Raw genomic sequence first — 19075 nt, forward strand, 5'->3', positions numbered from 1 at the left:
TATGAAAATCTATATTGATTTTGAAGGTCAGCATAAATGCTTTTGTGATCCAATAAAAATTTTAAAAGCAGATGATTATACAACTGTAAAACAACAATTAGATGAGATAGAAAAGTTTACTCAGCAAGGTTATTATGCGGTGGGCTATCTTACCTATGAATGTGCAATGGGGTTCAATAAATCAAACAGAACTAAATTTATTCATAATTCAACCAATAATGGGCTACCATTACTTTTATTTGGTATATACCAAAATTTTTCAATTACTGAATCAACAATAATAAACGATTATGATCCTTTTAAATTTGATTTAAAATGTGATACATCAATTGAAGAATATCATAAAAAAATTGACTTCATTCGTTCACAAATAGAGTTGGGTAACACCTACCAAACTAATTATACGATTCAATTCAGTACAGCCTTTAATGCAACCCCGCTTGATTACTACCATTTTTTACAAAAAAATAATCAAGCACATTATTGTGCATACCTTGAATTTGAGGATTTCCATATCTTATCCATTTCACCAGAGCTATTTTTTAAATTAAATAATAAAACTATAATAACAAAACCAATGAAAGGCACAACTGCCCGTGGTATGAATAATCAACAAGATGAGCAACAATTAGTCCACTTATTATCTGAGAAAAACCAAGCCGAAAATATGATGATTGTTGATTTATTGCGTAATGATTTAAGCAAAATTTCACTCCCTGGCTCTGTTGAAGTGCCTAATTTATTTTCTATTGAAAAATATCCTACCGTTTGGCAATTAACTTCGACAATTCAAGGTAAATTGAAAGAAAACACAAGTTTATATCAAATTTTTCAAGCTTTATTCCCTTGTGGTTCAATAACTGGAGCCCCAAAAACAAGCACAATGAAAATTATTACACAAATTGAAAATTCACCAAGAGGAGTTTACTGCGGAACCATTGGTTATATTGAACCATATATGAAAAAAGCGATATTTAATATCCCAATTCGAACACTAACCATTCATAATCAACAAATGCATTATGGTGTTGGTGGCGGAATTACATGGGATTCAACAGCCCAAGATGAATACAATGAAATTTTGGCAAAATTAGCAATATTAAATCGTATAGCTTCAATACCAGAAAATATAATTGAATCAGTATTACTTGAAGAAGGAGAACTGTTTTTACTAGATGAACATTTAGCAAGACTCGCAGAATCTGCTTACTATTTTGATTTTAAGTGTGATATTAATGTAATCAAACTAACACTTATAAATTTAACCAACTCCTTATCTAAAAACAGTTATAAAATTAGGGTGTTACTTAAAAAAAACGGACAATTTAGTATCGACAGTGACCTTATAAATAAACCTATTAGTATTAATAAGATTGCCTTAGCACCACATTGTGTTGATAATAATAATGTTTATTTATATCATAAGACATCTAACCGTCACCATTTTCCTAAGTTAACTGTTGGCAAAGAATTTATTAATTTCAATCAACACGATGAAATAACTGAATTTGTCAATGGTAATATCGCATTACTAATTAATAATCAATGGGTGACACCTAAAACATCATCCGGTTTACTCGTAGGCACAATGCGACAATTTTATTTGGAAAAACATCAATTGCTGGTAGAAAAAACCGTTTTAAAAGATGAGCTTTTATTCGCTGAAAAAATCGCTTTTATAAACAGTATTCGCAAATGGGTAACTATCGATGATAATGTATTTAATCAATTTAAAAATCAATTAACATAATTTAATAATTAATATTAAAACCTCCGTATTGATTATGACTGAAAAATTTTGTTTTATTAATATTTTTTATTAGTGCTTTATTAAATTTGCAAAATCTAATTCTTCATCCTGCCAACCTTTTGATAACGCTTTGACTAAAGCATCATAACCGTTATTGGTTAAAGGAATATAATGTTCAAATGATTTAGCCCAAATATTATTATGACTATCTATGACTACCCAGCGCCCTTTTATAACCGCATCACCAGTATAACTTCCATGAAAACCATCAATAAATAATTTAACTGTTAACGTGGGCGTAGTGATTGATTTACTTGAAATTAGGTAATTAGGCAAAAATACTGTCAAATCTTGCTCCAGACGCCCACTTAGCTGTTGTGATAATGAAGATGCCCATAAATTTTGTGTTGCAGTAACATACTTAATATTTTCAGTTTGTAAAACAATACCTGGTTTATTCAAAAAGCTAGCAACATTAACTGATTCAATCCAAATAAAACGATTAGCTGTTTTTAGTGTGTTAGAAGGTTGCTTATTCACATCACTAGTTAATTGAAAATAGCTTTTATCTACTCCTCCTGAAGAACAACCCACTAAAGTTATTAATGATGTAACAGTTACTATCACCAAAAATCTTCTCATAATTTTATTCATTATTTTCTACCTTTTGCTTTTGGTTGTTCATCTTGTTTAGTTGGTGCTGAAAATATAAGTGCATTACTCTTATCATTAAGTGTATTAAGTAATGGAGTAAGTTCATCCATCATTTGTTGTAATTTTTGTAGATTTTCTTTTATTTGATTATTCATATCTGATCCAGGTTGCAACTCTCGTAAAGTATCACTTAATGATCGTAATGTTTTTTGCATATCTTTTGGTATATTTTGCATCTCTTTACTAGACATAATCTGATTTAATGAGTTCATCAAGTGCTCAGTTGAAGCCAAAGATCGATTAAGTTGATTCATTGTTTTATTTAATGGTAAATTATTGAAATTGTCCAACACTTGTAATATTTTTGATTGTATCTGAGCGATACCTGCTGATGTTGTATCAATAGTATCATAACCAAACTGCCTTGATGTTTTTACATTATATTGATCTTTTAAATCAGGGTAAAAATCGAGATCAATATAAAGAGCTCCTGTGAACAAATTTGATGTTTTTAATGAAGCTCTTAAACCTTTTTCTTGTTCTTTCATTATCAATGTTGAAATATCGATTTTTTCATCAACCAATTCTGTTAGCCGTTCAGGTTCAATTTTAATTAATACAGGAACTTTTTGATTTAATATTGATGATTCTTTTAACATTTCATCTGTATAAAATGGCACTTTACTTACTGTACCTAGCCTTATACCATGATATTCAACAGGGGCACCTACATTTAATCCAGATATTGAGTCTGAAAGCATAATAAGAAACTCTTTATAATCCGTATACTGTGATTCTTGTATCGATTTCTTATCATCATATAATGTATATATGGCATACTGTTTTGCTGGCGCACCTAACTTAGAGCCATCTGGCAAATCAAAACTAATACCACCTGACATTAAAACATCTAAAGAAGGGACATTTAATCTTGCACCAGCTGAAGATAAAGTTAAATTTACGCCACCTTCTTTCCAAAAGCGAACATTTTGTGTCACTAATGCATCGTAAGGTTGAGTTATAAAAATTTGGTATTTCATTTTACGCGCATCCACATCAAATACTGAAGTCTCAACGTTACCTACCCTATACCCACGAAACATAACAGATGCACCTCTTGGGATCACACCAGTTTGATCGCTTTCTAAATTCAGCCGAATCCCTTTTATACTTGGATCTGACAATGGTGGGTTATCCGATAGAATGAAAGGGATATTTTTAAAATTATGTGTATCGTTTCCTGCTGCTAACTCAATATAGACCCCAGATAAAATAGTACCTAATCCTGTCACTCCATCTCGACCAATTTCAGGTTTTACCACCCAGAAAATAGAATCATTTTTCAATAATGGTTCCATATCATTATAAATACGGCCTTTAATTACCACTTGTTTATAATCTTTTGATAATGTGACTTCATCGACAATACCGACATCAACACTTCGATTTTTAATGACCGTTTTTCCTGCGATAATACCATTTGCATCTTTAGCAAGTAAGATAAATGAAGTGCCTCTATCAGCAAAATGGGAATAAATTATCCAAAGCCCAACAATTGCAGTCACAATCGGAATAATCCAGATTGCTGAAATAGCTCTTATTTTAATTATTCTTGCGAATTTATGTGAATTTGTCATATTATTCCTATAACATTAATTTCTAATTGGTCTACGATCCCATATTAATCGAGGATCAAATTTTTGAGATGCAATCATAGTAATAATGACTACTGTTGCAAAAAATGTCACGCCAATATCAGGATAAACTCCCATCATTTGCTGATTTCTAATTAAAGAACAAATCACAGAAACCACAAATATATCAATCATTGACCACTTGCCAATAAATTCGACTACACTATATAACTTTTTCATTTTTAGACAGTTACTTTTATTTTTCCATTTTACAGTCAAAGCAAAATAGCAAAGCCAACTTAATGAAATGATTTTTAAAATCGGAATTATTACACTAGCAGTAAATATAACCAGTGCCACAGGTATATCACCAACTTGCCACATATAAATCACCCCATCCATAATCGTTGAACTTGATGATGAACCAAAGACAACGGTAACCATAATCCCATATAAATTAGAAGGAATATAAATAATCAATGAAGTTGCCAATAAAGCAATTGTCCATTGTATTTTATTACGATTCCTAATTTTACTTTTTTGCTTACACCTAGGACATTTTACATAATAAACAGGTAAAATAGCTTGACAACATCCGCAAAGTTTTAAATTCTGGCTAATTCCCGTTTTACCAGTTTTTAACACACCATTTGTAAAATTATTGCGATGAACTTCTTGCCAAATTGCTTCCGGTGAAAAAATAACTATCGATTTTATATAAAAAAATACAAACAAACAAAATGCCCAAAAAGTACTAGTTATCCCGATATCGCCATAACTCATTAATTTAACAAAACTGACTAAAATACCAGTAAGAAAAATTTCAGGCATACACCAGTATTGGAGCTTTTTATAAACAATAAGAAGATCTCTTTTACGGTACTTAGATAATTTTATTTTAGAACATAGCAAAGCAATAATTGATAAATTAACAATAGGAAAAAGTAATACAAAAAGAATAAAAAGCGCTGAAATATAGCTATATTTATCAAAAAATAAGATATCAGGAATATCTAAAATACTCACGCCATTAAAATTTCCAACAAGCCTAATGTCAATAAAAACAAAATTACAAGCGATTATAATCATTGTTAATGAACAAATGGCATATATAATTGCTTTAAACTTCATATTAGCCTCATTTTTAGCTAATGTCGTATTACAACGAGGACAAACAGCTTTATGTTCTAAAATAACGCCCGAAACTTCTACAACTAAATCGCAGTGGGAGCACAAAACATAATCGTAATGTTGTTTATCAAGTATCATTATTTTCCTTTATTTGAACCTTACATTAATATGTAAAGATAGTTAAGATTAGCATAGCATTTAAGTTCGATTCTTTAAACATTTTTGCTAAAATACTTACGTGTAAAACTCTATTAATACGCTTACTATAAAATGGAAATTTGTTTGTCATAAGAACCAATGATATTTTTTAGAAAATAACCAACAGAATTAAACTATAGAATTTGATTTAATAAAAATTTTACTAAATTTAAACAAAAAAATAATCTCTAATCAAAATATTATTTAGACTATATAACAATTTACCTCTGCCTTTTTTGAACATTTTAATAATGAATTAAAAAGATTAATAATTATTCACCTTCATACTTGAATATAACGATTTCAACACCATTTTTTAAATTCAAACATAATTATTAATATGCATTATTATAAGTATTCTTAATTATTTGCTTAGCTAATTTGGTATTTATTTAAAATAAAAAGACTTGATACTGTATAACAATACAGTATAATGTAGAACCATATCCTTACACATTGGAATTTTATTATATGAATGAAAACAAACAACGCGCACTTTCAGCAGCACTAAGTCAAATCGAAAAACAATTTGGTAAAGGTTCAATCATGCGTTTGGGTGATACTCAAACTTTAGACGTTGATGCTGTTTCTACCGGTTCATTAGGACTTGATATTGCATTAGGTATCGGTGGTTTACCAATGGGTCGAATTGTCGAAATATTTGGACCAGAATCATCCGGTAAAACAACACTTACCTTATCAGTCATAGCACAAGCTCAAAAAGAAGGTAAAACTTGTGCATTTATTGATGCTGAACATGCACTCGATCCAATTTATGCGGCTAAATTAGGTGTTCAAGTTGACGACTTATTAGTTTCTCAACCTGATACAGGAGAGCAAGCTCTTGAAATTTGTGACGCCTTGGTTCGTTCAGGTGCTGTTGATGTTATTATTGTAGACTCAGTGGCTGCATTAACACCTAAAGCAGAAATTGAAGGAGAAATGGGTGACTCTCATATGGGGTTACAAGCACGTTTAATGTCACAAGCGTTACGAAAACTAACCGCAAATATCAAAAATGCCAATTGCTTAGTCGTCTTTATCAACCAAATTCGTATGAAGATTGGTGTCATGTTTGGAAATCCAGAAACAACCACAGGTGGTAATGCACTTAAATTCTATGCATCTGTTCGTTTAGATATTCGCCGTACTGGTGCAGTAAAAGAAGGAGAAGATGTTATTGGTAGTGATACTCGAGTTAAAGTAGTTAAAAATAAAGTTGCAGCACCATTTAGACAAGCAGAATTCCAGATTCTTTACGGCTGTGGTATTTCTAAATATGGAGAGTTGATCGATTTAGGAGTGAAAAATAAATTAGTAGATAAAGCTGGAGCATGGTATAGCTACAACGGTGAAAAAGTAGGTCAAGGTAAAGCTAATGCAATTAAGTTTTTGCAAGAACATCCTGAGATTGCTAACGAGCTTGAAATAAAATTACGTGAATTACTACTAAATAATCCTGCTATTTTTTCTGCTGAAGATGAGGTCATTTCATCAGAGGATAAAAGCTTTGAATAATGACTAAAAAACTCAATAAGTTAATCTTAAATAAAGCTGTGCAATTACTTGCACAGCGCGATCATTCATCGTATGAATTAACAAAAAAAATAATATTATATTTTACCAACAAAATCGCTCATTCAAATGACGATGATTATCAAGTACATTTAAATCAACTTAACACAGAAATCAACGATGTTATTGAATACTGTGTTAGCCAAAACTGGATAAATGATAGTCAATATATTCAAAAGTATATTACTATGCGAGCAAATAAAGGTTATGGAAAATATAAAATTGCACTTGAATTAAAACAACGAGGTTTACAAAAAGATCTCAGCTATGACCTTCTAAATAAGTCGAATATAGAATGGTCAAATATTGCTTATAAGCAATTAGTTAAGAAATTTAAAAAAATTGATCCAAAGAATAAACAGCTGTGGCAAAAAAGCATACAATTTTTATTAACAAGAGGCTATACACAAGATGATATAAAAAATGTGCACAGTTTGTTGACTTGAACTTATAAAATATCTAAAATACTTTGCAACAAAATTAAGACAATACCCATTACGAATAAAGCTCGCTAGGTCATTTATTTTTCCTTATTTACTTGTAATATAAGCTAGATTCACTGCAGATATATAGAATATTTGTATTTCAACTTTAGTTGTAAACGGGTATATACTATGTTTAAAAACCTATCGTTTTATATGGAAGCATAAATGAAAAGTACTGCAGAAATTCGTCAAAATTTTCTTGACTTTTTCCAAAGCAAAGGACACGAAGTTGTCGCTAGTAGTTCCCTTGTTCCACATAATGATCCAACGTTATTATTTACTAACGCTGGGATGAACCAGTTTAAAGATATATTTCTTGGTATTGATAAGCGTTCTTATACCAGAGCGACTACATCACAACGCTGCGTACGGGCAGGCGGTAAGCATAATGATCTTGATAATGTAGGTTATACAGCTCGACACCATACATTTTTTGAAATGTTGGGTAATTTTAGTTTCGGTGACTATTTTAAACGCGATGCTATCTATTTTGCTTGGGAATTACTGACCAGTGAAAAATGGTTTAATATTCCTAAAGAAAAATTAACAGTTACTGTTTATGAAACTGATGATGAAGCATTTTCAATTTGGGAAAATGAAATTGGTATACCTAAAGAACGCATCATTCGTATAGGTGATAATAAAGGAGCACCCTATGCTTCTGATAATTTTTGGCAAATGGGTGATACAGGACCTTGTGGACCTTGTACAGAAATTTTTTATGACCATGGTGATCATATTTGGGGAGGTCCCCCAGGAAGTGCTGAGGAAGATGGTGATCGATTTATCGAAATTTGGAACATTGTCTTTATGCAATTCAACCGTAATTCTAATGGTATTATGGAACCTCTTCCTAAACCGTCTGTAGATACAGGTATGGGACTTGAGCGCATTGCAGCTGTATTACAGCATGTCAATTCTAACTATGAAATTGATCTGTTCAAAAAATTGATCCAAGAAGCAGCGAAGATTATAGAAACAGGCGATCTTGAAAGTAAATCGTTACGTGTTATTGCAGACCATATACGTTCTTGTGCATTTTTAATATCTGATGGTGTTTTACCATCTAATGAAGGTCGTGGTTACGTATTGCGACGTATTATTCGACGTGCAGTGCGCCATGGTCATATGCTAGGCGCTAAAGGAATTTTCTTTTATAAACTGGTTAAACCATTAATTGATGTAATGGACATTGCCGCAACGGAGCTTAACCAAAATCGTAAAATTGTCGAAGATACATTAAAAATTGAAGAAGAACAATTTTTAAAGACGTTAGAACGTGGCCTATTTTTACTTGATCAAGAATTAGTAAAAATAACAGGAACCATATTACCAGGCGATGTTGCATTCAAGCTATACGACACTTATGGTTTTCCATTAGATTTAACCGCCGACGTATGTCGCGAAAAAAATATTACTATTGATGAATCTGGATTTAATCAATGTATGGAAGAACAGCGAAAAAGAGCGCGTGAATCAAGCTCATTTAGTGTCGATTATAGTAATGTTATAAAACTTGATGATAAAACAGAATTTTTAGGTTATCAAGATACAGAATCATTAGGCAAAGTGATTGCCATTTTTAAAAATGGTCAAAAAGTTGAATGCATTAATGCCGGTGATGATGCTATTGTCATCTTAGATAAAACACCTTTCTATGGTGAATCAGGTGGTCAAATTGGTGATAAAGGTTTATTAACTTCTGCGAATCTAGAATTTAGCGTTTTAGATAGCCAAAAATACGGTAAGAGTATTGGTCATTTGGGCCATGTTATCAAAGGATCTTTAAAAGTTGGTGATAATGTCACAGCAGCAATTGATATTGAGTTACGTGAGCGTATCCGTCGTAATCATTCAGCTACACATTTATTACAAGCTGCTTTACAAAGAATTTTAGGCAATCATGTCCACCAAAAAGGATCACTTGTTAATGAAAATTATCTGCGTTTTGACTTTTCACATAACCAAGCCATTACGCCAGAACAAATTAATGAAATTGAGAACCTTGTGAATCAGCAGATTCGACATAATTTGCAGGTTGACATCGAATTTATGCCAATAGATGATGCAAAAAACAAAGGTGCCATGGCGCTATTTGGAGAGAAGTATGAAAACATTGTTAGGGTTTTAACAATGGGTGATTTCTCAATAGAACTTTGTGGTGGAACACACGTAAATCGAACAGGTGATATTGGGTTGTTTAAAATTACTTCTGAATCGAGCATTGCTTCTGGTGTGCGCCGTATTGAAGCCACAACAGGGCAAAATGCAATCGAGTACATACACCATGAATCCAATTTGTTAAATCAGATTGAACAACTGGTTAAAAGCGATAAATCGACAGTATTAACGCGGGTTGAACAATTGATTTATCAAACTAAGGTATTAGAAAAAACAATTGAGCAATTGAAAGCACAAAAAGCCAGCCAGGAAAGTGCTCAACTACTCAATCAATGTGAAAAAATTAATAATAAAAATTTACTAATTGCTAAACTTGAAAATGTCGAAGCGAAAGCATTACGTACAATGGTTGATGATCTTAAAAATCAATTGAAAACTGGAGTAATTATTTTAGCTGCTATCAATAATGGCAAAATCAATTTAGCCGCTGGTGTAACAAATGATCTAATAACAATTGTTAAAGCTGGCGAATTAGTATCTGAATTGGCATTAAAACTAGGTGGTAAAGGCGGTGGGCGGCCTGACTTCGCCCAAGCAGGTGGAATGGATATTTTGGCATTACCAGGAGCGTTATCTTCTGTGAAACAGGAAATCAGTAAAAAATTACAAGCAGGTTAGTAAACTTGCAAGTTTTTGAAAAGCAAATGAGTAACCTGTAAAATCCATCTTTGTTCTTATCGGTGGTGGCTAACGAAGCTACTTTTATAATAATTTGGATATATTAATAACTGAGAGTAGGAGATCTAATGTTAATATTAACTAGGAGAGTAGGTGAGACACTAATTATTGGTGACGATATTGTTATTACAATTTTAGGCGTAAAAGGCAACCAAGTAAGAATTGGTATCAATGCACCTAAAGAAGTTTCTATTCATAGAGAAGAAATATATAACAGAATTCATCAAGCTCAGCAAAACAAAATTGATGAAAATTCTGAGTCTGATGAGTAATATTGGGCATGAAATAAACAACTAGAACGTGGAAACAAAAAAATGTTTGACTTATTTTTTGTAAAACGTAATATGTGCGCCACACATTATGATTTTGTTGTTCAATTGAAGTCGTAGTTGTTTTTGGTGAGATGGCCGAGAGGCTGAAGGCGCTCCCCTGCTAAGGGAGTATGCGGTCAAAAGCTGCATCGAGGGTTCGAATCCCTCTCTCACCGCCATTTTTAAAAATTAAAATATGCATCCGTAGCTCAGCTGGATAGAGTACCCGGCTACGAACCGGGCGGTCAGGGGTTCGAATCCCTTCGGATGCACCATTTTAAGAAATTCAAAATGCATCCGTAGCTCAGCTGGATAGAGTACCCGGCTACGAACCGGGCGGTCAGGGGTTCGAATCCCTTCGGATGCACCATTTTTTTACGAACTTACACGCATCCGTAGCTCAGCTGGATAGAGCACTCGGCTTCGAACCGAGCGGTCAGGGGTTCGAATCCCTTCGGGTGCGCCATTTCGGTTGAATCCCGATATAAATCTAGTATACTACACCAACAAATATTAATATTTATTATCAATCTGCTTTTTTGATTTAAATGTTCTACTAGCTATATTAGAATAACAACTAAAGTAGAAAGATATCCTCTAATAGATGACAATGGACTTTTTTATGTTGGACCCGAATTTACTCCGAAATGAATTAGATCTCGTTGCTAACAAATTAGCACGACGAGGCTTTAAATTAGATATTAATACGATTCGTCACTTAGAAGAAAAACGCAAAGTATTACAAGTTGAAACCGAGAACTTACAAGCCGAACGTAATGCTCGTTCAAAAGCAATTGGCGAAGCAAAAGCACGAGGCGAAGATATTACAGCTGTTCGTGAAGAAGTCAATAAACTTGGTGAAAAACTCAATAGTGCTAAAGCAGAGCTTGATATCCTACTAAGCAAAATTAAAGATATCGCTTCCACTATCCCAAATATTCCTGATGACTCTGTTCCTGATGGAAAAGATGAAAATGATAATGTTGAAATTTCTCGCTTTGGCACACCAAGAAAATTTGATTTCCCAATTCAAGATCATGTTGCATTAGGAGAACGCTTTGGTGATCTTGACTTTGCAGCAGGGGTAAAACTCACTGGTGCACGTTTTGTGGTTATGAAATCACAAATAGCACGCTTACATCGTGCTATTACTCAATTCATGTTAGATTTACACACAGAACAGCATGGTTATGCCGAAATTTATGTACCGTATTTAGTCAATCAAGCGACACTTTTTGGAACAGGACAATTGCCAAAGTTTGCAGGTGACTTATTTCATACTAAACCGCTTGATGAAGAAACTGAAAGCAGCAATTATGCATTAATTCCAACTGCCGAAGTACCTGTAACTAATCTTGTGCGCGATGAAATCCTTGATGAAAGTGTATTACCATTAAAAATGACAGCACATACTCCTTGCTTCCGCTCTGAGGCTGGCTCTTATGGTAAAGACACTCGTGGCTTAATTCGTATGCATCAATTTGATAAAGTAGAATTAGTTCAAATTGTTAAGCCTGAAGAATCGATGAAGGCATTAGAAGAGTTAACTGCTCACGCAGAAAAAGTATTACAATTACTTGAATTACCATATCGAAAAATTGTGTTATGCACCGGCGATATGGGTTTTGGTTCTTGTAAAACCTATGATCTTGAAGTATGGGTACCAGCTCAAAATACTTACCGAGAAATTTCTTCTTGCTCAAACATGTGGGATTTCCAAGCTCGCCGCATGCAAGCTCGTTATCGAAATAAAGCTGATAATAAAACATATTTAGTACATACACTAAATGGTTCTGGTCTAGCTGTTGGACGTACACTTGTTGCTATTATGGAAAACTATCAGCAAGCAGATGGTTCAATTAAAATTCCATCTGTTTTAGTACCTTATATGAATGGTGTTGAGTTTATTAAATAACTCACATTATCTTAGAGAATAGCGCTATCTATTAGCGCTATTTTTTTATTAATAAAGGTGAAAAAAATGATAAAAGGTGTAGCGCTTTCAATACTGGCATCATGTCTATTTGGGTTACTTTATTACTACCCAGTTTTGTTACACTCCTTATCTGTTGTTGATATTTTTTGTTGGCGATTACTAACTTCATTTCCTGCAATAGTTATATTAATCATTGTTGGAAAACAGTGGTCAGTTATAACTGCACTTTTTAGACGAATAAAACAACAACCACTTTTTTTATTAGGGTTATTATTTTCTTCTGTTTTGCTCACAATACAGATGATGATTTTTATTTGGGCACCACTTAACGGACATGGATTATCGGCATCGCTAGGTTATTTTTTATTACCACTAGCAATGGTGATTTCTGGGCAAATCTTTTATAAAGAAAAACTCAGCTTCTTACAAAAAATAGCTGTTGCACTTGCAGTTTTAGGCGTTGCTATTGAAATTTACATCACTGGTGCTTTCTCATGGGAAACCGCTGTTATTGCTTTGGGATATCCGATCTACTTTATAACAAGGCGCAAATTGCGAATAGATGGCATTGTGGGCACATTTTCTGACTTTTTCTTTATCTTCCTAGGATGTCTTATATATTGTGCCTTAAATTATCATTTAGACAAGATAACCAGTGATCTTGCTCATTTCCCGATTTATATACCAACCTTGGGGATCATCACGGCGATTGCTTTTGCAATCTATTTTGTTGCAAGTCGCTTACTGCCCATGGGATTATTTGGTTTATTGGGATATGTAGAGCCAGTATTGCTAACCGTTATTTCAATATTATTTTTGCATGAAAAAGTTTCATCAGAGCATATTGTGTCATATGGATTTATTTGGTTATCTGTTTGCGTTCTAGCTTTTGAAGGTGGGATTTTTGTTATACGAGCAATAAAACGAAAAAGATTACAATAGATACTTAAAGAGGCACAATTGAATGTGCCTCTTATAAAACAACCTATCTACTATTTACTAAATGTAACATAATGACCATAGCTTTCTAAAATACCTTGGATCCTATCAAGGGTTTCTCTTGGTGGAGCCTCAACGCCTTCCAACTTATATTTATCACCAATCGTATCCCATTTATATGCACCTAGTTTATGATAAGCAAGTAATTCTACACGCTCAATATTATCCATCCCCTTAATAAATTTACCAAGCAGATGTGCTGAATTATCATCATCAGTCCATCCAGGAACAACAACATAACGTATCCAAGTTCGTTTATTAATTTTTTGCAGGTATTTAGCAAATTCAAGAACTCGTTTATTTGGCACACCAACTAATTTTTGATGTATTTCATCATTGACTTGTTTTAAGTCAAGCATAACCAAATCAGTAACATCCATCAGCTTGTCCATTGTATTATCTAATTGCCTTGCATATCCATTGGTATCTAAGCAAGTACTAATGCCTTCTTGTTGGCAAGCTTCGAACCACTCAATAATAAATTCGGATTGCAAAGTTGCCTCTCCACCTGAAGCGGTAACTCCACCACCATTTGGCATAATAAAACTCTTGTAAGAAATAATTTCTTTCATCAACTCATCAACGGTGACTTCTCGCCCTGCTTTCAAATCCCAAGTATCCCGGTTATGACAATACAAACAACGCATTAGACAACCTTGAAAAAAAACAATGAATCTGATACCTGGTCCATCAACTGTACCAAAAGATTCAAAAGAATGGATACGACCTTTAATAGGTTCTTTTGTTGTCATAATAATATTTTGTGCCATAAATGTTTTTCTCTATGTTATTGCCACATTACTTTTAAGCTTATTTTAACTTAGATGATGCATTACATATACCGATTATGCTAATCAGCTATAATTTTTATATAGTTAATTATACCGAACAAATCAGAATAATATTCAATTAAATTTGATCAAATGCCAACAAAAATAATAAAAAAATAGCGCCCTTAAAGGCGCTATTTCAATTCAATTATTAAGATAACTAAATTACATAGATTGTGTAAAAGTACGTGAAATTACGTCTTTCTGTTGTTCTTTAGTTAACGAGTTGAAGCGTACTGCATATCCAGAAACACGAATTGTCAATTGTGGATATTTTTCAGGATGCTCCATTGCATCTAATAATGTTTCACGATTTAATACGTTAACATTCAAGTGTTGACCGCCTTCTACTGTCGCTTCGTGATGAAAATAACCATCCATTAAACCTGCTAAATTACGTTTACGTGCATCATCATCTTTACCCAATGCATTTGGAACGATAGAGAAAGTATATGAAATACCATCTTTAGCATAAGCAAATGGTAATTTAGCAACGGATGTTAATGAAGCTACCGCACCTTTTTGATCACGCCCATGCATTGGATTAGCACCAGGTCCAAATGGCGCACCAGCACGACGACCATCAGGAGTATTACCAGTTTTCTTACCATATACAACGTTGGAAGTAATGGTTAATACTGATTGAGTTGGAATTGCATTACGATAAGTTTTAAGTTTCTGAATTTTCTTCATGAAACGTTCAACAAGATCAACAGCAATATCATCAACTCGTGGATCATTATTACCGAATTGTGGATATTCACCTTCGATTTCAAAATCAGTTGCTAAACCATCTTCATCACGAATAGTTTTAACTTTGGCATATTTAATAGCAGACAATGAGTCAGCTGCAACAGAAAGACCAGCAATACCACATGCCATAGTGCGAATAACATCACGATCATGAAGTGCCATTAATGAAGCTTCATAGCTATATTTATCATGCATATAGTGAATTGCATTTAATGCTGTTACATATTGTTTTGCTAACCAATCCATAAAGTGGTCTAAACGAGCAAACACTGTATCAAAATCTAAATATTCATCAGTGATTGGAGTCTCTTTAGGACCAACTTGCATTTTTAATTTTTCATCCACACCGCCGTTGATTGCGTATAGTAGAGTTTTAGCAAGGTTTGCACGTGCACCAAAGAATTGCATTTGTTTACCAACAATCATTGGGCTTACACAACATGCAATAGCATAGTCATCATTATTAAAGTCAGGACGCATTAAATCATCATTTTCATATTGTAATGATGAAGTATCGATAGATACTTTTGATGCAAATTCTTTAAATCCACTTGGTAAGTGCTCAGACCAAAGGATTGTCATATTCGGTTCAGGCGATGGTCCCATTGTATATAACGTATTTAAGAAACGGAAAGAAGTCTTAGTAACTAATGTACGACCATCAACACCCATACCAGCGATAGATTCAGTTGCCCAAATTGGATCACCAGAGAATAACTCATCGTATTCTGGCGTACGTAAGAAACGAACCATACGTAATTTCATTACAAAATGGTCAACAATTTCTTGAGCATCCTTTTCTGTAATTAAGCCAGCTTCAAGATCACGTTGGAAGTAAATATCAAAGAAAGTCGACGTACGACCTAATGACATTGCAGCACCATTTTGTGATTTAACCGCAGCTAAATAACCAAAGTAAGTCCATTGGACAGCTTCTTGTGCAGTTTTAGCAGGTCCTGAAATATCGTAGCCATATTTAGCAGCCATTTCTTTAATTTGACCAAGTGCTCGATGCTGTTCTGCAATTTCCTCACGACGTTGCATAGTCATTGCTAAATCAACGCCATTTTCAAAATCAGCTTGTAATGAATTGAATTGTGCAAATTTATCTTGCATTAAGTAGTCAATACCATAAAGAGCAACACGACGGTAGTCACCAATAATACGACCACGACCATAAGCATCAGGAAGACCAGTGATAACTCCTGATTTACGACAACGAAGAATATCTGGAGTATAAATATCAAAAACACCTTGGTTATGAGTTTTACGATATTCCGTGAAGATTTTTTTAACTAAAGGATCAAGTGTTCTATTATAAGCTTTACAAGAATTCTCGATCATTTTGATACCACCAAACGGGATAATTGCGCGTTTTAGTGGTTTTTCAGTTTGTAAACCAACAATTTTTTCTAAATCTTTTTCTATATAACCTGCATCATGAGCGGTAATTGTAGAAATAACACTTGTATCAAAATCCACAGGAGCATGGGTAGCATTTTCAACTTTAATGCCTTCCATTACTTTATCCCATAACTTAGTAGTTGCTTCAGTTGCTCCCGCTAAGAAAGACTCATCACCTTCATATGGCGTGTAGTTCTTTTGAATAAAATCGCGGACATTAACATTATTTTGCCAATCACCATCTTTAAATCCTTTCCAAGCAACTGCTTGTACTTCGTTTAAATTACTCATAATTTTCACCTCAGGTTTACAAAAATATTTATTACCCTTTTACATAAGGGTAAATATTACAAAATCAATGTGGTTTACGTAAATATAAAAACCAATAAGGTAGCGCCACTGCTAAACCACCTAAAATATTCCCAATTGTCACGGGAATTAAATTATTTAGAACAAAATGCTCAACTGTTAAATCTTTAAATGCTTCTGGTGCAACACCAATTAATTGCCAAAACTCAGGAGAAGCAAAATGATTAATCATAATTCCCATTGGGATCATAAACATATTTGCAATACTATGCTCAAAGCCACTAGCAACAAACATTGCAACTGGTAAAACCATAATTAACATTTTATCAATTAGGCTACGACCTGCATAACTCATCCAAGCTGCTAAACAAACCATTAAATTAGCTAGTAAACCAAGAAAAACTGCTTCAATAAAACTATGGTGTAATTTATGATCAGCGGTTTGTAAGACGTTCAATCCCCACAATCCATTGGCAACCATATATTGACCAGAAAGCCAAATTATTACAACAAACAGTATAGCACCAATAAAATTACCAATATAGACTAAAACCCAATTACGAATCATTTTCATCCAACTAACTTTATGAGTCATTTTAGGCAAAATAGTTAAAACAGTTGAAGTAAAAAGATCAGCACCACAACAAACAACTAGCATAAGTCCTAATGAGAAACAAATACCACCGACTAATTTTGCTAAACCAAAAGCAACAGTCGCTGTACCTGTAGTTACAGTAATATAAAATACAAAAGCAATAGAGATAAACACACCGGCCATTATTGCAGATAAAACTGTGCTACATGGGTGTTTATTTACTTTGTAATTGCCAATTTCCTCAGCAATTTGTGTCATTTGTGCGGGGGAATAAGAATCCACAAGTTTATCGATACTCAAACTAACATCCTCAAAAAAACTAGGGTTTTATGAGGCGCATAGTATACTCCAAATTCACATCAAATCACCATTTTTTAATTAAAAAAATCGAACTAATATCAACCATATGTTTTTATTTAAAATTTATTCTCCATTTTTCATCATTATTTGTTAGTAAACGATTATGTTTGTGTAAAGGATACCTTCATATGCGGAATAAAAATTAATGCAGAATAAGTTTTAATAAAAAATATCTCACTCTTTTCCGAAACAACAGGAAAAGAGTGAAAACAAAAGGATATAAACAATTATGTTTAACTTTAACACTGCTTCAAATGTAGATATCCATATCCACATTTATTCGAATAACCCCATATTACTATGGGCTACTCTTCTTTAAAAACCATGAAATCAACTTTACTTGGTAATCCTGGTGATACCCTTACTACCTTAGGATTACGACCACTAACACGGTATTCCTTCGGTAAGCTTCGCGGATCGAGTTTGATAACAAAGTTACCACCACGTTCCCAACGTCCACCCGATACATCGACTAAATGGTAACGCCCATGTGCATCAGTTGTGATAATCTCTCCTCGCACCGTGATTAATTTCACGCCACCAAGTCCTTCCTCACCTTCGTCTTGCACTCCATTACCATTTTTGTCCACAAACACTTTACCAAAAATTAATGCATTATCAAATAATGGGTCTGACGTCACTGTCACTGTTGCTTGAGCTATATTTGACACCACCTTACCTGTTAAGGAATTTAATGCCATTGCTGTGTTCGTATACTCACCTTGAGTTACACCTGAACCCACCACTAACATATAGCTAATGACCATTTCACCATTACCCGATAAACTTACCTTGTCATACGTCACCGTTCTGCCACCTTTCGGATCCATCACTTTCTTACCGTTAACTCGTGATGAACCATTAACAAATTTAAAGCCCGCAGGTAAAATATCTTTAATTTTGATATTTGCTGGTTGTGCTTTATTGTTAATTACTTTAAGAGTATACGGCACTATATCACCCACCACCACATTGTCTTTTAACGCTGTTTTGATGATAGTGATATCTGCATCCGAGGCACGGTAGCCCAAAGCCATATCATTCACCTCAACACTCGTGAAAGTAATAGACTTCTCTTTTAATGCTACCGGTATCGTATGTGCACCACCCACGCCATTATACGTCACTGATGACGGCGGCGCTGATACATCTATTTGGTCATGCTCAACAGCATTACCGCCGATATCCGTATACTTTTCAAAGAATGGAACTTTTTCATATAACGGACTGTTGCTATCTGAACTAACAACACCATCATTATATTCACCGTAAAGAACCCGAATATTATGGGT

At 33.7% G+C, this 19075-nt stretch carries 13 protein-coding genes, 4 tRNA genes and 1 pseudogene; 11 read left to right on the plus strand and 7 right to left on the minus strand.

The annotated features are described in order from the left end of the window. Position 1: 1 nt before the first annotated feature. Positions 2-1750 carry an aminodeoxychorismate synthase component I gene (gene pabB, locus A9G36_RS00985; protein WP_065585273.1) on the plus strand — a complete coding sequence of 583 codons (1749 nt, stop codon included), beginning with the start codon at positions 2-4 and terminating at the stop codon, positions 1748-1750. Between the two features lie 69 nt (positions 1751-1819). On the opposite strand, the gene A9G36_RS00990 is transcribed toward pabB, so the two are convergent. The 3 genes from A9G36_RS00990 to A9G36_RS01000 are packed head-to-tail and all read right to left on the minus strand — an operon-like array spanning position 1820 to position 5307. After that, on the minus strand, positions 1820-2404 hold the full coding sequence (locus tag A9G36_RS00990) for a PqiC family protein (RefSeq protein WP_034943577.1): 585 nt from the start codon (positions 2402-2404) through the stop codon (positions 1820-1822). Then, positions 2404-4041 (minus strand): intermembrane transport protein PqiB, encoded by a 1638-nt coding sequence (pqiB, locus tag A9G36_RS00995; RefSeq protein WP_034943579.1) that lies wholly within the window; start codon positions 4039-4041, stop codon positions 2404-2406. Before pqiB ends, A9G36_RS00990 begins: the two co-directional genes overlap by 1 nt. A gap of 15 nt (positions 4042-4056) precedes the next feature. Then, on the minus strand, positions 4057-5307 hold the full coding sequence (locus A9G36_RS01000; RefSeq protein ID WP_065574030.1) for a PqiA/YebS family transporter subunit: 1251 nt from the start codon (positions 5305-5307) through the stop codon (positions 4057-4059). A gap of 531 nt (positions 5308-5838) precedes the next feature. Between A9G36_RS01000 and recA the strand changes: the two genes are divergently transcribed. The 10 genes from recA (at position 5839) to rarD (ending at position 13475) form a co-directional block, all read left to right on the plus strand. Then, the gene (gene recA, locus A9G36_RS01005; protein WP_034943583.1) at positions 5839-6885 is read left to right on the plus strand and encodes a recombinase RecA; all 1047 of its coding nucleotides are present in this window, start codon (positions 5839-5841) and stop codon (positions 6883-6885) included. Then, on the plus strand, positions 6885-7388 hold the full coding sequence (locus A9G36_RS01010) for a regulatory protein RecX (protein ID WP_034943585.1): 504 nt from the start codon (positions 6885-6887) through the stop codon (positions 7386-7388). Before recA ends, A9G36_RS01010 begins: the two co-directional genes overlap by 1 nt. Before the next feature lie 204 nt (positions 7389-7592). After that, entirely contained in the window at positions 7593-10226 is a 2634-nt protein-coding gene (alaS, locus tag A9G36_RS01015) for an alanine--tRNA ligase (RefSeq protein WP_065568796.1), read from the plus strand. Between the two features lie 128 nt (positions 10227-10354). Then, positions 10355-10558, plus strand: coding sequence for a carbon storage regulator CsrA (gene csrA / locus A9G36_RS01020; protein WP_065568797.1), 204 nt, complete (start codon positions 10355-10357; stop codon positions 10556-10558). Positions 10559-10683: 125 nt separating this feature from the next. Further along, a tRNA-Ser gene (locus tag A9G36_RS01025) sits at positions 10684-10776 on the plus strand. A gap of 19 nt (positions 10777-10795) precedes the next feature. Further along, positions 10796-10872 (plus strand) — tRNA-Arg (locus A9G36_RS01030). 18 nt (positions 10873-10890) lie between these two features. Then, positions 10891-10967 (plus strand) — tRNA-Arg (locus A9G36_RS01035). 19 nt (positions 10968-10986) lie between these two features. Then, a tRNA-Arg gene (locus A9G36_RS01040) sits at positions 10987-11063 on the plus strand. 156 nt (positions 11064-11219) lie between these two features. After that, positions 11220-12512, plus strand: coding sequence for a serine--tRNA ligase (gene serS / locus A9G36_RS01045; protein ID WP_034943591.1), 1293 nt, complete (start codon positions 11220-11222; stop codon positions 12510-12512). A gap of 66 nt (positions 12513-12578) precedes the next feature. Beyond that, positions 12579-13475, plus strand: coding sequence for an EamA family transporter RarD (gene rarD, locus A9G36_RS01050; RefSeq protein ID WP_034943592.1), 897 nt, complete (start codon positions 12579-12581; stop codon positions 13473-13475). Between the two features lie 50 nt (positions 13476-13525). On the opposite strand, the gene pflA is transcribed toward rarD, so the two are convergent. The 4 genes and pseudogenes from pflA to A9G36_RS01070 all read right to left on the minus strand — a co-directional run. Then, entirely contained in the window at positions 13526-14302 is a 777-nt protein-coding gene (pflA, locus tag A9G36_RS01055) for a pyruvate formate lyase 1-activating protein (protein WP_141670316.1), read from the minus strand. 225 nt (positions 14303-14527) lie between these two features. Then, the gene (gene pflB, locus A9G36_RS01060; protein ID WP_034943595.1) at positions 14528-16810 is read right to left on the minus strand and encodes a formate C-acetyltransferase; all 2283 of its coding nucleotides are present in this window, start codon (positions 16808-16810) and stop codon (positions 14528-14530) included. 64 nt (positions 16811-16874) lie between these two features. Then, the gene (gene focA, locus A9G36_RS01065; RefSeq protein WP_034943596.1) at positions 16875-17723 is read right to left on the minus strand and encodes a formate transporter FocA; all 849 of its coding nucleotides are present in this window, start codon (positions 17721-17723) and stop codon (positions 16875-16877) included. A gap of 365 nt (positions 17724-18088) precedes the next feature. After that, a pseudogene (locus tag A9G36_RS01070) lies at positions 18089-19075 on the minus strand (SdrD B-like domain-containing protein); the annotation flags it as partial.

It is taken from the genome of Gilliamella sp. Choc6-1 (assembly GCF_001690385.1).
In the GTDB taxonomy this organism is placed as follows: domain Bacteria; phylum Pseudomonadota; class Gammaproteobacteria; order Enterobacterales; family Orbaceae; genus Gilliamella; species Gilliamella apicola_A.